The sequence below is a fragment of the Streptomyces sp. VTCC 41912 genome (assembly GCF_045799175.1).
GTDB classification, from domain to species: domain Bacteria; phylum Actinomycetota; class Actinomycetes; order Streptomycetales; family Streptomycetaceae; genus Streptomyces; species Streptomyces albulus_C.
Map to the genome: position 1 here is coordinate 61,151 of NZ_JBJMAB010000019.1, position 15,019 is coordinate 76,169.

13 protein-coding genes are annotated in these 15,019 nt (G+C 73.0%); 8 read left to right on the top strand and 5 right to left on the bottom strand.

Going from position 1 to position 15,019, the window contains the following annotated elements; translation table 11 throughout:
* The first annotated feature begins 167 nt into the window (after positions 1 to 167).
* The 6 genes from ACJ6WD_RS24595 (at position 168) to ACJ6WD_RS24620 (ending at position 8,110) form a co-directional block, all read left to right on the top strand.
* Positions 168 to 2,513 carry a SulP family inorganic anion transporter gene (locus ACJ6WD_RS24595; protein WP_407616493.1) on the top strand — a complete coding sequence of 782 codons (2,346 nt, stop codon included), beginning with the start codon at positions 168 to 170 and terminating at the stop codon, positions 2,511 to 2,513.
* A 148-nt stretch (positions 2,514 to 2,661) separates the two neighbouring features.
* On the top strand, positions 2,662 to 4,623 hold the full coding sequence (acs, locus tag ACJ6WD_RS24600; protein ID WP_407616494.1) for an acetate--CoA ligase: 1,962 nt from the start codon (positions 2,662 to 2,664) through the stop codon (positions 4,621 to 4,623).
* Between the two features lie 335 nt (positions 4,624 to 4,958).
* Complete coding sequence (nhaA, locus tag ACJ6WD_RS24605; protein ID WP_233660598.1) at positions 4,959 to 6,311, top strand: Na+/H+ antiporter NhaA; 1,353 nt, start codon at positions 4,959 to 4,961, stop codon at positions 6,309 to 6,311.
* 44 nt (positions 6,312 to 6,355) lie between these two features.
* A complete protein-coding gene (locus ACJ6WD_RS24610) occupies positions 6,356 to 6,814 on the top strand; it encodes a phage holin family protein (protein WP_233660574.1) in 459 nt (152 codons plus the stop codon).
* Positions 6,811 to 7,740, top strand: a complete 930-nt coding sequence (locus ACJ6WD_RS24615) for an alpha/beta fold hydrolase (protein ID WP_407616495.1) — start codon at positions 6,811 to 6,813, stop codon at positions 7,738 to 7,740. The genes ACJ6WD_RS24610 and ACJ6WD_RS24615 overlap by 4 nt, the downstream gene beginning before the upstream one ends.
* A 172-nt stretch (positions 7,741 to 7,912) precedes the next feature.
* Positions 7,913 to 8,110, top strand: a complete 198-nt coding sequence (locus ACJ6WD_RS24620; protein WP_078487036.1) for a hypothetical protein — start codon at positions 7,913 to 7,915, stop codon at positions 8,108 to 8,110.
* Positions 8,111 to 8,186: 76 nt separating this feature from the next.
* Here ACJ6WD_RS24620 and ACJ6WD_RS24625 read toward each other — a convergent pair whose 3' ends face one another.
* From ACJ6WD_RS24625 to nth, 3 genes are all read right to left on the bottom strand, one after another.
* Entirely contained in the window at positions 8,187 to 9,386 is a 1,200-nt protein-coding gene (locus tag ACJ6WD_RS24625) for a MarP family serine protease (RefSeq protein ID WP_407616496.1), read from the bottom strand.
* Positions 9,387 to 9,399: 13 nt separating this feature from the next.
* Positions 9,400 to 10,125, bottom strand: a complete 726-nt coding sequence (locus ACJ6WD_RS24630) for an NUDIX hydrolase (protein WP_407616497.1) — start codon at positions 10,123 to 10,125, stop codon at positions 9,400 to 9,402.
* A 68-nt stretch (positions 10,126 to 10,193) separates the two neighbouring features.
* Positions 10,194 to 11,177, bottom strand: coding sequence for an endonuclease III (gene nth / locus ACJ6WD_RS24635; RefSeq protein WP_233660570.1), 984 nt, complete (start codon positions 11,175 to 11,177; stop codon positions 10,194 to 10,196).
* Positions 11,178 to 11,558: 381 nt separating this feature from the next.
* On the opposite strand from nth, the gene ACJ6WD_RS24640 reads away from it, so the two are divergent.
* Positions 11,559 to 12,233: a Crp/Fnr family transcriptional regulator gene (locus ACJ6WD_RS24640; RefSeq protein ID WP_003981529.1), complete on the top strand. Its 675-nt coding sequence runs from the start codon at positions 11,559 to 11,561 to the stop codon at positions 12,231 to 12,233.
* A gap of 133 nt (positions 12,234 to 12,366) precedes the next feature.
* Positions 12,367 to 13,212: a nucleotidyltransferase gene (locus tag ACJ6WD_RS24645; RefSeq protein WP_407616498.1), complete on the top strand. Its 846-nt coding sequence runs from the start codon at positions 12,367 to 12,369 to the stop codon at positions 13,210 to 13,212.
* A gap of 64 nt (positions 13,213 to 13,276) precedes the next feature.
* Here the strand turns inward: ACJ6WD_RS24645 and ACJ6WD_RS24650 are convergent, their stop codons facing one another.
* Positions 13,277 to 14,107 carry an MBL fold metallo-hydrolase gene (locus tag ACJ6WD_RS24650; protein ID WP_016571824.1) on the bottom strand — a complete coding sequence of 277 codons (831 nt, stop codon included), beginning with the start codon at positions 14,105 to 14,107 and terminating at the stop codon, positions 13,277 to 13,279.
* Positions 14,104 to 15,006, bottom strand: a complete 903-nt coding sequence (locus ACJ6WD_RS24655) for an NUDIX hydrolase (RefSeq protein WP_233660568.1) — start codon at positions 15,004 to 15,006, stop codon at positions 14,104 to 14,106. The genes ACJ6WD_RS24650 and ACJ6WD_RS24655 overlap by 4 nt, the downstream gene beginning before the upstream one ends.
* Between the last annotated feature and the right edge of the window lie 13 nt (positions 15,007 to 15,019).

Sequence of the window (15,019 nt, forward strand, 5' to 3'; positions counted from 1 at the left end):
ACCCTTCTCAGGGTCTTTACGCGTCATTACGATTCGTTTACCGATGCTTGAGAGTCACCGGCCCGTCACCCACCGCGACGCCCGCCGGCCGGCTCGCTCCCGCCGCAGCACACCGCCGCCCCGCGGTCGCGCCCGAGGCCGACCGCGCCGCCCCGGAGGAGACGGGAATGACGCAGATCCAGAAGCCGCCGCAGCCGCCACCGGCCACCCTCGCGCCCGAGCCCCCGACGCTCCCCGGGGCGACGCCCGACGACGAAAAGCCCGACGCCAAGGGGAAGGGCGCGGCCTGGCGCGGGGACCTCTCCGCCTCGGTCGTGGTCTTCCTGCTGGCCGTCCCACTGTCACTGGGCATCGCCCTGGCCACCGGCGCCCCGCTCCAGGCCGGCCTGGTCGCCGCGGTCGTCGGCGCGCTCGTCGCCGGCCTCCTGGGCGGCGCCCCACTCCAGGTGACGGGCGCCGCCACCGGCCTCCTGGTGATCACCGCGGATCTCGTCCAGCGGTACGGCTGGCGCGCCACCTGCGCGATCACGGTCCTGGCGGGGCTGGCCCAACTCGCCCTCGGGGCACTACGGGTGGCCCGGGCGGCGCTCGCCGTCAGCCCGGCGATCGTGCACGGCATGCTCGCCGGCATCGGCGTCACCATCGCCCTGGGCCAGCTCCACGTGGTGCTCGGCGGCAGCCCCGACAGCTCGGCCGTCGACAACGCCGTCGCGCTGCCCGGCCAGCTGGCCCATCCGCACGTCACGGCGCTGCTGATCGGCGCCGTCACGGTCGTCGTCCTGACCGGCTGGCCGCGGCTGCCGGGCCGCGCCGGGCGCTGGGCCCGCCTGCTGCCGGCGCCGCTGGCCGCGGTGCTCGCCGCGACGGCGGTCAGCGCGGGGACGTCGGTGCCGCGCGTCGCGCTGCCGTCCTGGCAACTGCCGCAAGCACCGCTGCTCCCCCACACCTCGCTCGCCGCGCTGCTCACCGCGGTGCTCACGGTCACCCTCGTCGCCAGTATGGAGTCGCTGCTGTCCGCGGTGGCCGTGGACCGGCTGGCCGCCGAGCGGCCGGGGACTCCCCCGGGGCGTCCGCAGCTCAACCGCGAACTGGCCGGTCAGGGCCTCGCCAACGTCATGTCCGGCCTGCTCGGCGGCCTGCCGGTGTCCGGCGGTGCGATCCGCGGCTCGGCCAACGTGCGGGCCGGTGCGACCACCCGCCGGGCGACCGTGCTGCACGGCGTCTGGGTACTGCTGTGCGCGGGCCTGCTGGCCGGGGCGCTGGAGCTGATCCCGTTGGCCGCGCTGGCCGCCCTGGTGATGGTCGTCGGCGTGCGGATGGTCAGCTTCGCGCACCTCAAGCACGTGCAGCGGCACCGCGAATTCCCGGTGTACGCGGCGACGTTGAGCGCGGTGGTGCTCTTCGGCGTGCTGCTGGGCGTCCTGACCGGCATCGCGGTCGGAATCTTCCTGGCGCTGCGCCGACTGACCCACACCCGGGTCGCGGTGACCGAGGAGTCCGGCCGCCACCGGGTGTGCGTCAGCGGCCAGTTGACGTTCTTGGCGGTGCCCCGGATGACCCGGGCGCTGGCGCACGTCCCCCCGGGCGCCGACGCCGTCGTCGAGCTCCACGGGTCGTTCATGGACCACGCGGCCTACGAGGCCCTGCAGTCCTGGGCGACCACCCATCGGGCGACCAAGGGGTCGGTGACGCTCGGCGGTCGCTCGGGCCGCTCCGCCCGCCCGACCGCCGAGCCCGACCGGGCGCACGCCTGCCGACCGTGGACGCCCTGGCGCAACCACCACTGCACCCGCCCCGCACCGGCCCGCACCGCGGAACCGCCGGGCGGCGACCAACTCCTGGGCGGGGTCAGCGCGTTCCAGCGGCACACCGCTCCCCTGGTGCGCGAGGAGCTGGCCCGACTGGCGCGGGAGGGCCAGCGCCCCACCCAGCTCTTCCTGACCTGTGCCGACTCCCGGCTGGTGACGAGCATGATCACGTCCAGTGGGCCGGGCGACCTGTTCACCGTGCGCAACGTCGGCAATCTGTTGCCGCCGCCCGGCTCGGACGCCTCCTGCGACTCCGTGGGGGCCGCGGTCGAGTACGCCGTGGAGGTGCTGCGGGTCGCGTCGATCACGGTCTGCGGGCATTCGGGCTGCGGCGCCATGGCGGCGCTGCTCGACTCGGCTGGTTCTCCGCCCCCGACCGACGGGGCCACCCCACTCACCCGTTGGCTGCGGCACGGCCGGCCGAGCCTGGCCCGGATGGCGCGGATCGGGCGGCTGGGCAGGGGTGAAGTCGCCCTCGCCGGGCGGCCGGTGGCCGACGACCAGGAGCGGCTGGCGCTGGTCAACGTCCGTCAGCAGCTCGACCACCTGCGGGCACACCCGTGCGTCGCCCGGCGGATGGCCGAGGGCACCCTCGCCCTGCGCGGCATGTACTTCCACGTGGCCGAGGCCCAGGCGTACGTGCTGGACGAGTCCACCGGGCGGTTCCGGACGGTGCGGGCCGACGTACCGGCGATCGGGGTGTGACCTGCGCGGGGACACCCGATTGGCCCTATGAGGAGCCATATTCGGACAGGTCTACACCAATAGTTGTCCACAGCCCTTGTCAGGGTCGGTCGCGGGCTGATGAGCTATGGCCCGGGACACATCGCACGCCCTGGGAATGGGAGATGTCGTGAGCAACGAGAGCCTGGCCAACCTCTTGAAGGAGGAGCGGCGGTTCGCACCGCCCGCCGAGCTGGCCGCGAACGCCAACGTCACGGCCGCCGCGTACGAAGAGGCCGCGGCGGACCGGCTGGGCTTCTGGGCCGAGCAGGCCAAACGCCTGACCTGGGAGACCGAGCCCACTGAGACCCTCGACTGGTCCAACCCGCCGTTCGCGAAGTGGTTCGCCGACGGCAAGCTCAACGTCGCCTACAACTGCGTGGACCGCCACGTGGAGAACGGCCACGGCGACCGGGTCGCGATCCACTTCGAGGGCGAGCCGGGCGACAGCCGGGCGATCACCTACGCCGAGCTCCAGCGCGAGGTCTCCAAGGCCGCCAACGCCCTGATCGAGCTGGGTGTCCGGACCGGCGACCGGGTCGCCATCTACCTGCCGATGATCCCGGAGGCGGTGATCGCCATGCTGGCCTGCGCCCGGCTCGGCGCACCGCACTCGGTGGTCTTCGGCGGCTTCTCCGCGGACGCGCTGGCGACGCGGATCAACGACGCGGACGCCCGCGTGGTGATCACCTCCGACGGCGGCTACCGCCGCGGCAAGCCGTCCGCGCTCAAGCCCGCGGTGGACGAGGCGCTGACCAAGCCCGGCACGGAGCGCGTCCGCAGCGTGCTGGTCGTCCGTCGCACCGGCCAGGACGTCGGCTGGACCGAGGGCCGGGACGTGTGGTGGCACGACCTGGTCGAGCGGCAGAGCGAGCAGCACACCCCCGAGGCGTTCGACGCCGAGCACCCGCTGTTCATCCTCTACACCTCCGGGACGACGGGGAAGCCCAAGGGCATCCTGCACACCACCGGCGGCTACCTCACCCAGGTCTCGTACACCCACCACGCGGTCTTCGACCTGAAGCCGGAGACCGACGTCTTCTGGTGCACCGCCGACGTCGGCTGGGTGACCGGCCACTCGTACATCACCTACGGCCCGCTCTCCAACGGCGCCACCGAGGTGCTCTACGAGGGCACCCCGGACACCCCGCACCAGGGCCGCTGGTGGGAGGTCGTCCAGAAGTACGGCGTGACGATCCTCTACACCGCCCCGACCGCGATCCGCGCCTGCATGAAGTGGGGCGACGACATCCCGGCCAAGTTCGACCTGTCGTCGCTGCGCCTGCTCGGGTCGGTCGGCGAGCCGATCAACCCCGAGGCGTGGATCTGGTACCGCAAGCACATCGGTGCGGACCGCACGCCGATCGTCGACACCTGGTGGCAGACCGAGACCGGCGCGATGATGCTCAGCCCGCTGCCGGGCGTGACGGAGACCAAGCCCGGCTCGGCGCAGATGCCGCTGCCCGGCATCGCCGCCACGGTCGTCGACGACGACGCGCGCGAGGTGCCCAACGGCGCCGGTGGGTACCTGGTGCTCACCGAGCCCTGGCCGTCGATGCTGCGCACCATCTGGGGCGACGACCAGCGCTACCTCGACACCTACTGGTCCCGCTTCGCGGGCACCTACTTCGCCGGCGACGGCGCGAAGAAGGACGAGGACGGCGACATCTGGCTGCTGGGCCGGGTGGACGACGTGATGCTGGTGTCCGGCCACAACATCTCCACCACCGAGGTGGAGTCGGCGCTGGTCTCGCACCCGAAGGTGGCCGAGGCCGCGGTGGTCGGCGCCACCGACCCGCAGACGACCCAGGCCATCTGCGCCTTCGTCATCCTGCGCGGCGGGGCGGCCGAGGACGAGGGGCTCGTCGAGGAGCTGCGCGCCCACGTCGGCCAGCAGCTCGGTCCGATCGCCAAGCCCAAGCGGATCATGCCGGTCGCGGAGCTGCCCAAGACCCGCTCCGGCAAGATCATGCGACGTCTGCTGCGCGACGTCGCCGAGAACCGCGCCCTGGGCGACGTCACCACCCTCACCGACTCCTCGGTGATGGACCTGATCCAGGCGAAGCTGCCGAGCGCGCCCAGCGAGGACTGACGCACCACGCGACGCTGCCGCCGCACCCGCGGCGGCACCGCGCCGACCTGCGCATTCCAGGGGCACCGGACCATGGCGTCCGGTGCCCCTGCGGCGTTCACGGGCCGGGTCCGTGCCCGCTCCCCGGCGGCCCAGTGCCCGAAATGCCCGTAAAGTTGAGCCCACTCGTCAACCCCTTGCACCCACCCGGTAGGGTTAAGGGCAGCGTCAACGAGACGCTAAGAAACTCTGGGTGCGCCGGGAAGTCTGGTCGGCAACTGCTACAGCCGTTCTCAGCTGCCGGAGGTCATCGCGTGACAGCGCCCAGCAACCGCCGCTCCATATTCCTCGGCCGGATGCCGTTGCCGGAGCGAAACTTCATCGCCGACGCGTTGCGCACCGAAACCGTCGGCGGAGTCCTCCTCCTCGCCGCCGCCATCGCCGCCCTGATCTGGGCCAACACGCTCGGCGGCAGCTACGAGGCGGTCCGCGGCCTGCACCTCGGCCCGGCCTCGCTGGGCCTGGACCTCTCCCTCCAGCACTGGGCCGCCAACGGCCTGCTCGCGGTCTTCTTCTTCGTCGCCGGCATCGAGCTCAAGCGCGAACTGGTCGCCGGCGAGCTCCGCGACCCCAAGGCCGCCGCCCTCCCGGTGATCGCCGCGATCTGCGGCATGGCCACCCCCGCCCTGGTCTACTTCGCCGTCAACGCCACCGGCGGCGGCTCCCTCCAGGGCTGGGCGGTCCCCACGGCCACCGACATCGCCTTCGCGCTCGCCGTCCTCGCCGTCATCGGCACCTCCCTGCCGTCCGCGCTGCGCGCCTTCCTGCTGACCCTCGCCGTCGTCGACGACCTCTTCGCGATACTGATCATCGCGATCTTCTTCACCTCGAAGCTCAACTTCCTCGCCCTCGGCCTGGCCGTCGCCGGCCTGGTGCTCTTCTACGTGCTGCTGCGCGTGGGCGTCCGCGGCTGGTACGTCTACGTCCCCCTCGGCCTGGCGATCTGGGCCCTGATGGAGAACAGCGGCGTGCACGCCACCATCGCCGGCGTCGCCATGGGCCTGATGCTGCGCTGCCACCGCCGCGACGGCGAGCAGCAGTCCCCCGGCGAGCACATCGAGCACCTGGTCCGCCCGCTGTCGGCGGGGCTGGCGGTGCCGCTGTTCGCGCTCTTCTCCGCGGGGGTGTCCATCTCCGGCGGCGCGGTCCACGACGTCTTCACCCGGCCGGAGACGCTGGGCGTGGTCCTCGGCCTGATAGTGGGCAAGGCCGTGGGGATATTCGGCGGCACCTGGTGCACCGCCCGCTTCACCCGGGCCGAACTCAACCCCGATCTGAAGTGGCCGGACGTCTTCGGCGTCGCCGCGCTGGCCGGCATCGGCTTCACCGTCTCCCTGCTCATCGGCGAACTGGCCTTCGCCGGCGACCCGACGCTGACCGACGAGATCAAGGCGTCGGTGCTGATCGGCTCGCTGCTCGCGGCCGTCTTCGCGGGCGTCCTCCTCAAGATCCGCAACAACAAGTACCGGCACCTGTGCGACGAGGAGGAGCGGGACGAGGACCAGGACGGCATCCCCGACATCTACGAACGGGACCAGCCCGCCTACCACCTGCGGATGGCGGCGATCCACGACGCGAAGGCCGCGGAACACCGCCGCCTTGCCGAAATGGCCGCCGACGCCGGCTCCGGCGACGATGGTCCGGCATGATCTGAGAGGCTTTGCATCCAGGCGAAGAGAAGAGGGAGACGGCGATGAGCGCAGCCGACGACGGTGCGGACCGCAGCCTCGGGCAGTTGGTGGCCACGGCGACCGCGGAGATGTCCGCGCTGGTGCACGACGAGATCGCACTGGCCAAGGCGGAACTGCGGCAGGACGCCAAGCGGGCCGGCATCGGCAGTGCCGCGTTCATCGTGGCGGGCGTACTGGCGCTGTTCGCGCTGCCGGTGCTGAGTTTCGCGGCGGCCTACGGCATCCACAACCTCGGCCTCGGCCTCGCCTGGTCCTTCCTGATCGTGGGCGGCGCCTTCCTGGTGATCGCCGTGCTCCTGATCCTGATCGCGCTGGCCAAGATCAAGAAGATCAAGAAGCCGGAGAAGTCGATCGCCTCCGCCAAGGAGACCGCGGCCGTGCTGCAGAAGGCCCGGCCGCACCCGCGTCCGGCGGACTCGGACCACCCGGTCCTGGAGTCTGTGACACGCTCGTCGGTATGACAGCCCCTGACAGCAACGCCTCGGTCGTCCGGATCGGTCTCCCGGACGGCACCGAGGTGACGCACCGGGACGTCGCGGCCAACGGCGCCCGTTTCCACATCGCCGAGGTGGGCGACGGGCCCCTCGTGCTGCTGCTGCACGGCTTCCCGCAGTTCTGGTGGACCTGGCGCCACCAGCTGCCCGCACTGGCCGACGCGGGCTTCCGCGCGGTCGCCATGGACCTGCGGGGCGTCGGCGGCAGCGACCGCACCCCGCGCGGCTACGACCCGGCGAACCTCGCCCTGGACATCACCGGCGTCATCCGCTCCCTGGGCGAGCCGGACGCCGCGCTGGTCGGCCACGACCTGGGCGGCTACCTCGCCTGGACGGCCGCGGTGATGCGCCCCAAGCTGGTCCGCCGGCTCGCGGTGTCCTCGATGCCGCACCCGCGGCGCTGGCGGGCCGCGATGCTCGCCGACGTCCGCCGCAGCTCGCACATCTGGAGCTTCCAGCGGCCCTGGCTGCCCGAGCGCGCGCTGACCGCGGACGACGGGGCCCTGGTGGGCCGCATGATCCGCGACTGGTCCGGCCCCCAGCTCCCCGCGGACGAGACCGTCGAGGTCTACCAGCGGGCGATGGCCATCCCCTCGACGGCCCACTGCTCGATCGAGCCGTACCGCTGGATGGTGCGCTCGATGGCCCGCCCCGACGGCCTCCAGTTCAACCGCCGGATGAAGCTGCCCGTCCGGGTGCCCACCCTGCACCTGCACGGCTCCGCGGACCCGGTGATGCGCACCCGCAGCGCCGCCGGCTCCGGCGAGTACGTCGAGGCCCCCTACCGCTGGCGGCTCTTCGACGGCCTGGGGCACTGGCCGCACGAGGAGGACCCGACGGCCTTCTCCACCGAGCTGATCAACTGGCTGAAGGACCCGGAACCGGACCGCTGAGGGCCCACGCCCCACACCCGGCACCCCGCCCCCACCGGCACCACACGGCGTCGGACCTGCACCGCCCGTCACACGAACGTTCGTCTGACGAACAGCCAATTGCCTCCCGCATAGGCCGATTGGCTCTCTCCGGGGCGGTTACGGACCCCGGGCCACGGGCAGAGTCGAGGGTATGGGCTGGACGCACGACTACCGTGACGTGGCACGCAACCGCCGCAGCAGTGCCGCTGCAGTGGGCACGCAGGACAGGGGCACTCCGGATCTCGGATCCGGCGGGTCCCCCGACCCCGCGCACCCCATGGGCATCCCCCGCATCCTGCGCCGCAGAGCGCGTTGGATGAGCGCACGATTGCGCCATACCCGCAGCTGATCCCGCGCGACGTCCCCGCGGGCGCCGGGCCGCGTCCCGTCCCGCAGCGGAACGGTCAGCGGCCCCGCGCCCGGTCTCAGATCGCGCACCCCTGGGTGTCGACCTGCTGGGTCGCGCTCCGCCCCCGGACGGCGTCCTGGCGGACCTCGTCGGCGGTCAGCGCGTAGCCGGTGTGGGCGTCGTCCCGCGACTTGGCGAAGACCACGCCGTAGACCTCGCCCTGGGGCGTGAGCAGCGGACCGCCGGAGTTGCCTTCCCGGACCGTGGCGTAGAGCGAGTAGACGTCACGGCCGACCGTGCCGCGGTGGTAGATGTCCGCGCCGTCGGCCTGGATGCGGCCGCGGATCCGGGCCGGGCGGACGTCGTACCCGCCGTTCTCCGGGAAGCCCGCGACGATGGCGCTCTTGCCGCTGTTCGCGTCCTTGTTGGCGAACTTCAGCTCCGGGGCGCGCAGTTGCGGGACGTCCAGCACGGCGATGTCGCGCTCCCAGTCGTAGAGCACGACCTTGGCGTTCACCGGCAGCCCCTCGCCGCCCACCTGGACCGTCGGGTCGCTGACGCCGCCGACGACGTGCGCGTTGGTCATCACCCGGTGCGGGGCGAAGACGAAGCCGGTGCCTTCGAGGATCTTGCCGCAGCCGGGCGCCCGTCCGACGATCTTGACGATGCTGCGCCGGGCGTCGGCCGCCACGGGACCGTTGGCCAGTGCCGGGTCCGGCGGGCGCACCGGCCGGATCGGCTCGTTGGCGAACGGCGTGAAGACCTGCGGGAAGCCGTTCTGGGCCAGCGCCGAGGAGAAGTCCGCGAACCAGGTGTTGGCCTGCGGCGGCATCACCTGGGACACCCCGAGCAGCACCTTGGAGTTGCGGACCTCCTTGCTGAGCGTCGGCAGCGACGTGCCGGCCAGCGCCGAGCCGATCAGCCAGGCGACCAGCAGCATCGCCAGGACGTTGACCAGCGCCCCGCCGGTGGCGTCGAGCGCCCGCGCCGGTGTCCAGGTGATGTGGCGGCGGAGCTTGTTGCCGAGGTGGGTGGTGAGCGCCTGCCCCACCGAGGCGCAGACGATCACGATGGCGACCGCCGCGATCACCGCGAAGGTGCCCGGTTTGGCGTCGTCGGTGACTCCGTTCCAGATCACCGGCAGGACGTAGACCGCGATCAGACCTCCCCCGAGGAAGCCGATCACGGACAGGATGCCGACGAGGAAGCCTTGCCGGTAACCGACGATCGCGAACCACACGGCCGCGACCAGCAGCAGGATGTCCAGGACGTTCACGCCGGACACCGTCTCACGAGCGCCAGTCGAGCGGGACCTGCTTGTCGCGGTCCCATGCGACTTCCCAGCCCGCGTAGTGCAGGATCCGGTCGATCACCCCGGCGGTGAAACCCCAGACCAGCGCGTCCTCGACGAGGAATGCGGGGCCGACGTGGCCGCTGGGGTGACGGGTGGTGACCCGATGTGCCGGGTCCGTGAGATCCGCCACGGGAACCGTGAAGACCCGGGCGGTCTCGCCCTGGTCCACCGCGCCCACCGGGCTCGGCTCCCGCCACCACCCCAGCACGGGCGTGACGACGAAGCCGCTGACGGGGATGTAGAGCCGCGGCAGCACCCCGAAGACCTGCACCCCACGGGGGTCGAGCCCGGTCTCCTCCTGGGCCTCCCGCAGCGCCGCGCGGACCGGTCCCGGGCCGTCCGGGTCGCCGTCCTGCGGATCGAGCGAGCCACCGGGGAAGGAGGGCTGTCCGGCGTGCGAGCGCAGGGTGCCGGCGCGCTCCATCAGGAGCAGTTCGGGCCCTCGGGCACCGTGCCCGAAGAGGATCAGGACGGCGGACTGCCGGCCGCCGGCCTCGGGCGGCAGGAACCGGCTGAGCTGGCGCGGCTCGATCGTGGCGGCCGCCCGGGCCACCGGAACCAACCACTCCGGCAGCCCCTCGGCCGTCACCTCGGCCTCCCGCCCGGCCGTCGCCGGCCGGGCCTCGGCCGTCTCGCCGTACTGCTCCCGTGCACTCGTCATCCGCGCCCCCTTGAGGCTTACGTCGATGGTCGGGTCTCCCCGGTGGAATCGCGCCCGCCGGGGCGGCCCTACGAGGCCGCCAGCGGGGCCGCGGGCCGCCCCGGATAGTCGGCCGGGGGCTTGAGCCGCTGCCCGGGCTGGCCGCCCAGCTCGTACTTGAGCAGCTTCTTCGCCTTCTCGGGGTCGGTCTCGCCCTCGCCGTACGCGGGGCACAGCGGGGCGATGGGACAGGCCCCGCAGGCGGGCTTGCGGGAGTGGCAGACCCGGCGGCCGTGGAAGACCACCCGGTGCGAGAGCATCGTCCAGTCGCTCTTGGGGAAGATCTCGGCGACGTCCGCCTCGACCTTCTCGGCGTCCTGCGCGGTCGTCCAGCCGAAGCGTCGGGCCAGCCGGCCGAAGTGGGTGTCCACGGTGATGCCGGGGACGCCGAAGGCGTTGCCGAGCACGACGTTGGCCGTCTTGCGGCCGACGCCGGGGAGCGTGACGAGGTCCTCCAGGCGGCCGGGCACCTCGCCGCCGAAGCGGTCGCGCAGGGCGGTGGACAGGCCGATCAGGGACTTCGCCTTGGCCCGGAAGAAACCGGTGGGGCGGATCAGCTCCTCCAACTGCTCCGGCGGGATCGCGGCCATGTCCTCGGGCGTGGGGCAGGCCGCGAAGAGCCGGGGGGTGGTCTGGTTGACCCGCAGGTCGGTGGTCTGCGCGGAGAGGACCGTGGCGACCAGCAGCTCGAAGGGGTTGGTGAAGTCCAGCTCCGGGTGGGCGTACGGGTACAGCTCGGCCAGCTCGCGGTTGATCCGGCGGGCCCGCCGCACCATGGCGACCCGGGACTCGGGCTTGCGGACCGGGGCCGCCTTCTGGGCGGGCGCCGCGGCCTTGGTGGCGGCCGTGCGCTTGGCGGCCGCCTTCTTGGCCGCCGGTGCCCGCTTCGCGGGGGTGGTCTTCTTCGCCGCGGTGGTCGTCGTCGGCGCGGCCGTCTTCGTTGCGGTCTTCTTGGCCGTGGCCTTCTTCGCCGTGGCCTTCTTCGCAGCCGGCTTCGCGGGGGTCTCGTTCACGCCGCCTCCTTCGCACCGGGACGCGACGCGCCGGTTGCGGGCGCCATCGGCTTCCTCCCGGCCGTCACCCTGGGGGACGATTTGTTACTTTTGTCGGACTCCGAGGCGCCTGCGGGCAGCTGTTCGCCCACAGCGGAATCGCGCCCTGCGCTCACTCTGTCGGCCCCCAGTCCTCTGCTCTCACCGGCGTATTGGACACTCGGCCAGACTAAGGCCACCCACTGACATCCGACTCGATCACCGGGATTCGTGACCCCAATCGGCCCCCTGCCGTATGGCTCGGGCCACGGGTCCGGCAAACTTGTGATTGATCGCACTGTTTTGCATTCCGGCATGATGGGGACCACAGTCCTCCGGAGCATGTCGACAAGGAGAGAACTCGTGGACGACGTTCTGCGGCGCGCCCCGCTCTTCGCGGCGCTCGACGACGAGCAGGCGGCCGAGCTTCGCGCCTCGATGGGAGAGGTCACGCTCGCCCGCGGCGACGCCCTGTTCCACGAAGGGGACCCGGGCGACCGCCTGTACGTGGTCACCGAGGGCAAGGTGAAGCTGCACCGCACCTCCCCCGACGGCCGCGAGAACATGCTGGCTGTCCTCGGCCCCGGCGAGCTCATCGGCGAACTGTCCCTCTTCGACCCGGGACCGCGCACGGCCACTGCCACCGCGCTCACCGAGGTCAAGCTGCTCGGCCTGGGTCACGGCGACCTCCAGCCCTGGCTGAACGCCCGCCCCGAGGTGGCCACCGCCCTGCTGCGCGCGGTCGCCCGGCGCCTGCGCAAGACCAACGACCAGATGTCCGACCTGGTCTTCTCGGACGTCCCGGGCCGGGTGGCACGCGCCCTCCTGGACCTGTCGCGCCGCTTCGGCGTGCAGTCCGAGGAAGGCATCCACGTCGTGCACGACCTGACGCAGGAGGAGCTGGCCCAGCTGGTCGGCGCCTCCCGGGAGACGGTCAACAAGGCGCTCGCGGACTTCGCCGGGCGCGGCTGGCTGCGCCTGGAGGCGCGCGCCGTGATCCTGCTGGACGTCGAGCGGCTGGCCAAGCGCTCGCGCTGACGTCCCGCGCCCCTCGCGACGCCCCAAGGGCCCCGCTCCGGCGGGGCCCTTGTCGTACCCGCTGCCGTACCCGCGCGGCGGCCGTCGACAAACGGCTCGCGGCCCGCCGTCGCGCCGCCCCATAGTGGGCGCCATGGAAACCGGCGGGGAATCCCGGGGCAAGGGCCTCGACCAGGACGGCTGCTTCGTGCGGGAGGGTTCCCTGGTGCGGGTGCCCGCAGCGTTCGCGCCCGTCGTGGCGGGGCTGACCTCCCGACTGGCCACCCGCTTTCCCCCCGACCGGCTGCTGAGCAGCTACCTCTACGGGAGCATCCCGCGCGGCACCGCCGTCCCCGGGGTGTCCGACCTCGACGCGCTGCTCGTCCTGCGTACGGGCACCGACGACGAACCCACGGAGGCCGACCGGGCCGCGGCCCGGGCCGCGGAGGCGGAGCTGGACGCCGCCTTCCCGCAGATCGACGGCGCCGGGATCCTGCTGATCACCGAGGGCCGGCTGCTCGGCGCGCCGGAGCGGTACGACATGGCGTGGTTCGTGGCCTGTCTGTGCACGCCGCTCGGCGGGCCGGACGTGACGGCGGGGCTGCCCCGTTACCGGCCCACCTCGCTGCTCGCCCGGGAGACCAACGGCGACCTGCACCGACACCTGCCCGGGATGCGCGAGCGGGCCGCCGCGGCCACCACCCAGGAGGAGCGCACCCGGCTGACCCGCGGGATGACGCGCAAGCTCGTCCGCACCGGGTTCACCCTGGTCATGCCGCGCTGGGGCGGCTGGACCAGCGACCTCGGCGAGTCCGCCGAGGTGTTCGGGCAGTACTACCCGGCGCACGCCGAGCGGATGCGCATGGCGGCGCGCGCCGCCCAGCACCCGGCCGTGTACCCCGAGCTGCTCGACGACCTGCTGACCGGGCTCGCCCCGTGGCTGGCCGACGAGTACCTGGCCGTCCACGGGGCGAAGGCGCTCCCGCCGCAAGGGCCCTGACGGCCCCGTAGCGGCCCTGGACGGCCCGCCGGGCCCGTTGGGGCCGGGCGGGGGCCGTTCGGCCCTAGATCAGCCCGTGCTCGCCCAGGTAGTCCAACTGCGCCCGCACGGACAGCTCGGCCGCCGGCCACAGGGAGCGGTCGACGTCCGCGTAGACGCTGGCCACGACCTCGCCGGGGGTGCGGTGGCCGGCCTCCACCGCGGTCTCCACCTGGGCCAGCCGGTGGGCCCGGTGCGCCAGGTAGAACTCCACCGCCCCCTGGGCGTCGTTCAGCACCGGCCCGTGGCCCGGCAGGACCGTGGCGACCCCGTCGTCCACGGCGAGGGAGCGCAGCCGGCGCAGCGAGTCGAGGTAGTCGCCGAGCCGTCCGTCGGGGTGCGCGACCACCGTGGTGCCGCGCCCGAGGATCGTGTCGCCCGTCAGGACCGCCCGGTCGGCGGGCAGGTGGAAGCAGAGGGAGTCCGCGGTGTGCCCCGGGGTGGGCACCACCCGCAGCTCCAGGCCGCCGGTGGTGATGACGTCGCCCGCGCCGAGCCCCTCGTCCCCCAGGCGCAGCGCCGGGTCCAACGCCCTCACGGGGGTGCCGGTCAGTTCGGCGAACCGGGCCGCCCCGTCGGCGTGGTCGGGGTGCCCGTGGGTGAGCAGGGTCAGGGCGATCCGCTGCCCGGCCCGTTCCGCGGTGGCGATGACGGCTCGGAGGTGGTCCTCGTCGAGCGGTCCGGGGTCGATGACGACGGCCAGGTCGGAGCCGGGCTCGGCGACGATCCAGGTGTTGGTGCCGTCCAGCGTCATCGGGGACGGGTTCGGGGCCAGGACGCAGTGGGCGCGCGCGGTGGCCGGCCCCGTGAGGACCCCGCCGCGGGGCTGGCCGGGGAGGGCGGCTGCTTCGGTCATGCGGAGGGACCTCCCGAACGCCCGGCGGGGCCCTCGTCCGTCGCGATGTGCTTGGTGAACTCGTCGTGGCCCGGCCAGCTCAGCACGATCTCGCCGTCCACCAGGTGCGCGCGGGCCAGCACCGGCGTCAGGTCCTGCGCCCCGGCCCCGGCCAGCGCCTCGGCGACGCCGGCGTACGGCTGGAGCGAGCGCAGCGTGGAGATGGTCGGCGGCATCATCAGCAGCTCCCCGCGGTCGTAGCCGGCCGCGGCCTCCTCCGGGCGGATCCACACCGTCCGGTCCGCCTCCGTGGAGACGTTGAGGGCGCGCTGTCCCGCGGGCAGCGCGGCGACGAAGAAGAACGTGTCGTAGCGGCGCGGTTCGAACTCCGGGGTGATCCAGCGCGCCCAGGCGGCCAGCAGGTCGGAGCGGAGCAGGAGGCCGCGGCGGGCCAGGAATTCGGCGAAGGACAGCTCGTGGGCGACCAGCGCCGCCCGGTCCGCGGCCCACTCCTCGCCGTTGGTGTCCGCGACGACGGTGGTGGCGGAGTCGCCGGCGAGCAGCACCCCGGACTCCTCGAACGTCTCGCGCACCGCGGCGCAGACGATGGCCTGTGCGGTGGACGGGTCGACGCCCAACCGCACCGCCCATTCGGCGCGCGAGGGCCCGGCCCACCCCATGGGCCGTTCGTCCCGGGGGTCGACGGAACCGCCCGGATACGCGTACGCGCCTCCGGCGAAGGCCATGGAGGCGCGTCTGCGCAGCATGTGGACGGCGGGACCGCCGTGGTCGGTGTCCCGCAGCAGCAGGACCGTCGCGGCCCGCCGGGGCGCGGACGGCGTCAGTTCGCCGTTCGTCAGGGCCCGGATGCGGGCCGGCCATTCCGGCGGATACCACTGGCCATTCGTCGTCGACGCCATGGCCGGATGCTAT

Bases quoted from the DNA above. Each gene is read 5' to 3' on its own strand.
- ACJ6WD_RS24595 (WP_407616493.1), top strand. From the start codon at position 168: ATGACGCAGATCCAGAAGCCGCCGCAGCCGCCACCGGCCACCCTCGCG.
- nhaA (WP_233660598.1), top strand. From the start codon at position 4,959: ATGCCGTTGCCGGAGCGAAACTTCATCGCCGACGCGTTGCGCACCGAA.
- ACJ6WD_RS24620 (WP_078487036.1), top strand. From the start codon at position 7,913: ATGGGCTGGACGCACGACTACCGTGACGTGGCACGCAACCGCCGCAGC.
- ACJ6WD_RS24615 (WP_407616495.1), top strand. From the start codon at position 6,811: ATGACAGCCCCTGACAGCAACGCCTCGGTCGTCCGGATCGGTCTCCCG.
- ACJ6WD_RS24655 (WP_233660568.1), bottom strand. From the start codon at position 15,006: ATGGCGTCGACGACGAATGGCCAGTGGTATCCGCCGGAATGGCCGGCC.
- ACJ6WD_RS24650 (WP_016571824.1), bottom strand. From the start codon at position 14,107: ATGACCGAAGCAGCCGCCCTCCCCGGCCAGCCCCGCGGCGGGGTCCTC.
- ACJ6WD_RS24630 (WP_407616497.1), bottom strand. From the start codon at position 10,125: ATGACGAGTGCACGGGAGCAGTACGGCGAGACGGCCGAGGCCCGGCCG.
- ACJ6WD_RS24610 (WP_233660574.1), top strand. From the start codon at position 6,356: ATGAGCGCAGCCGACGACGGTGCGGACCGCAGCCTCGGGCAGTTGGTG.
- ACJ6WD_RS24645 (WP_407616498.1), top strand. From the start codon at position 12,367: ATGGAAACCGGCGGGGAATCCCGGGGCAAGGGCCTCGACCAGGACGGC.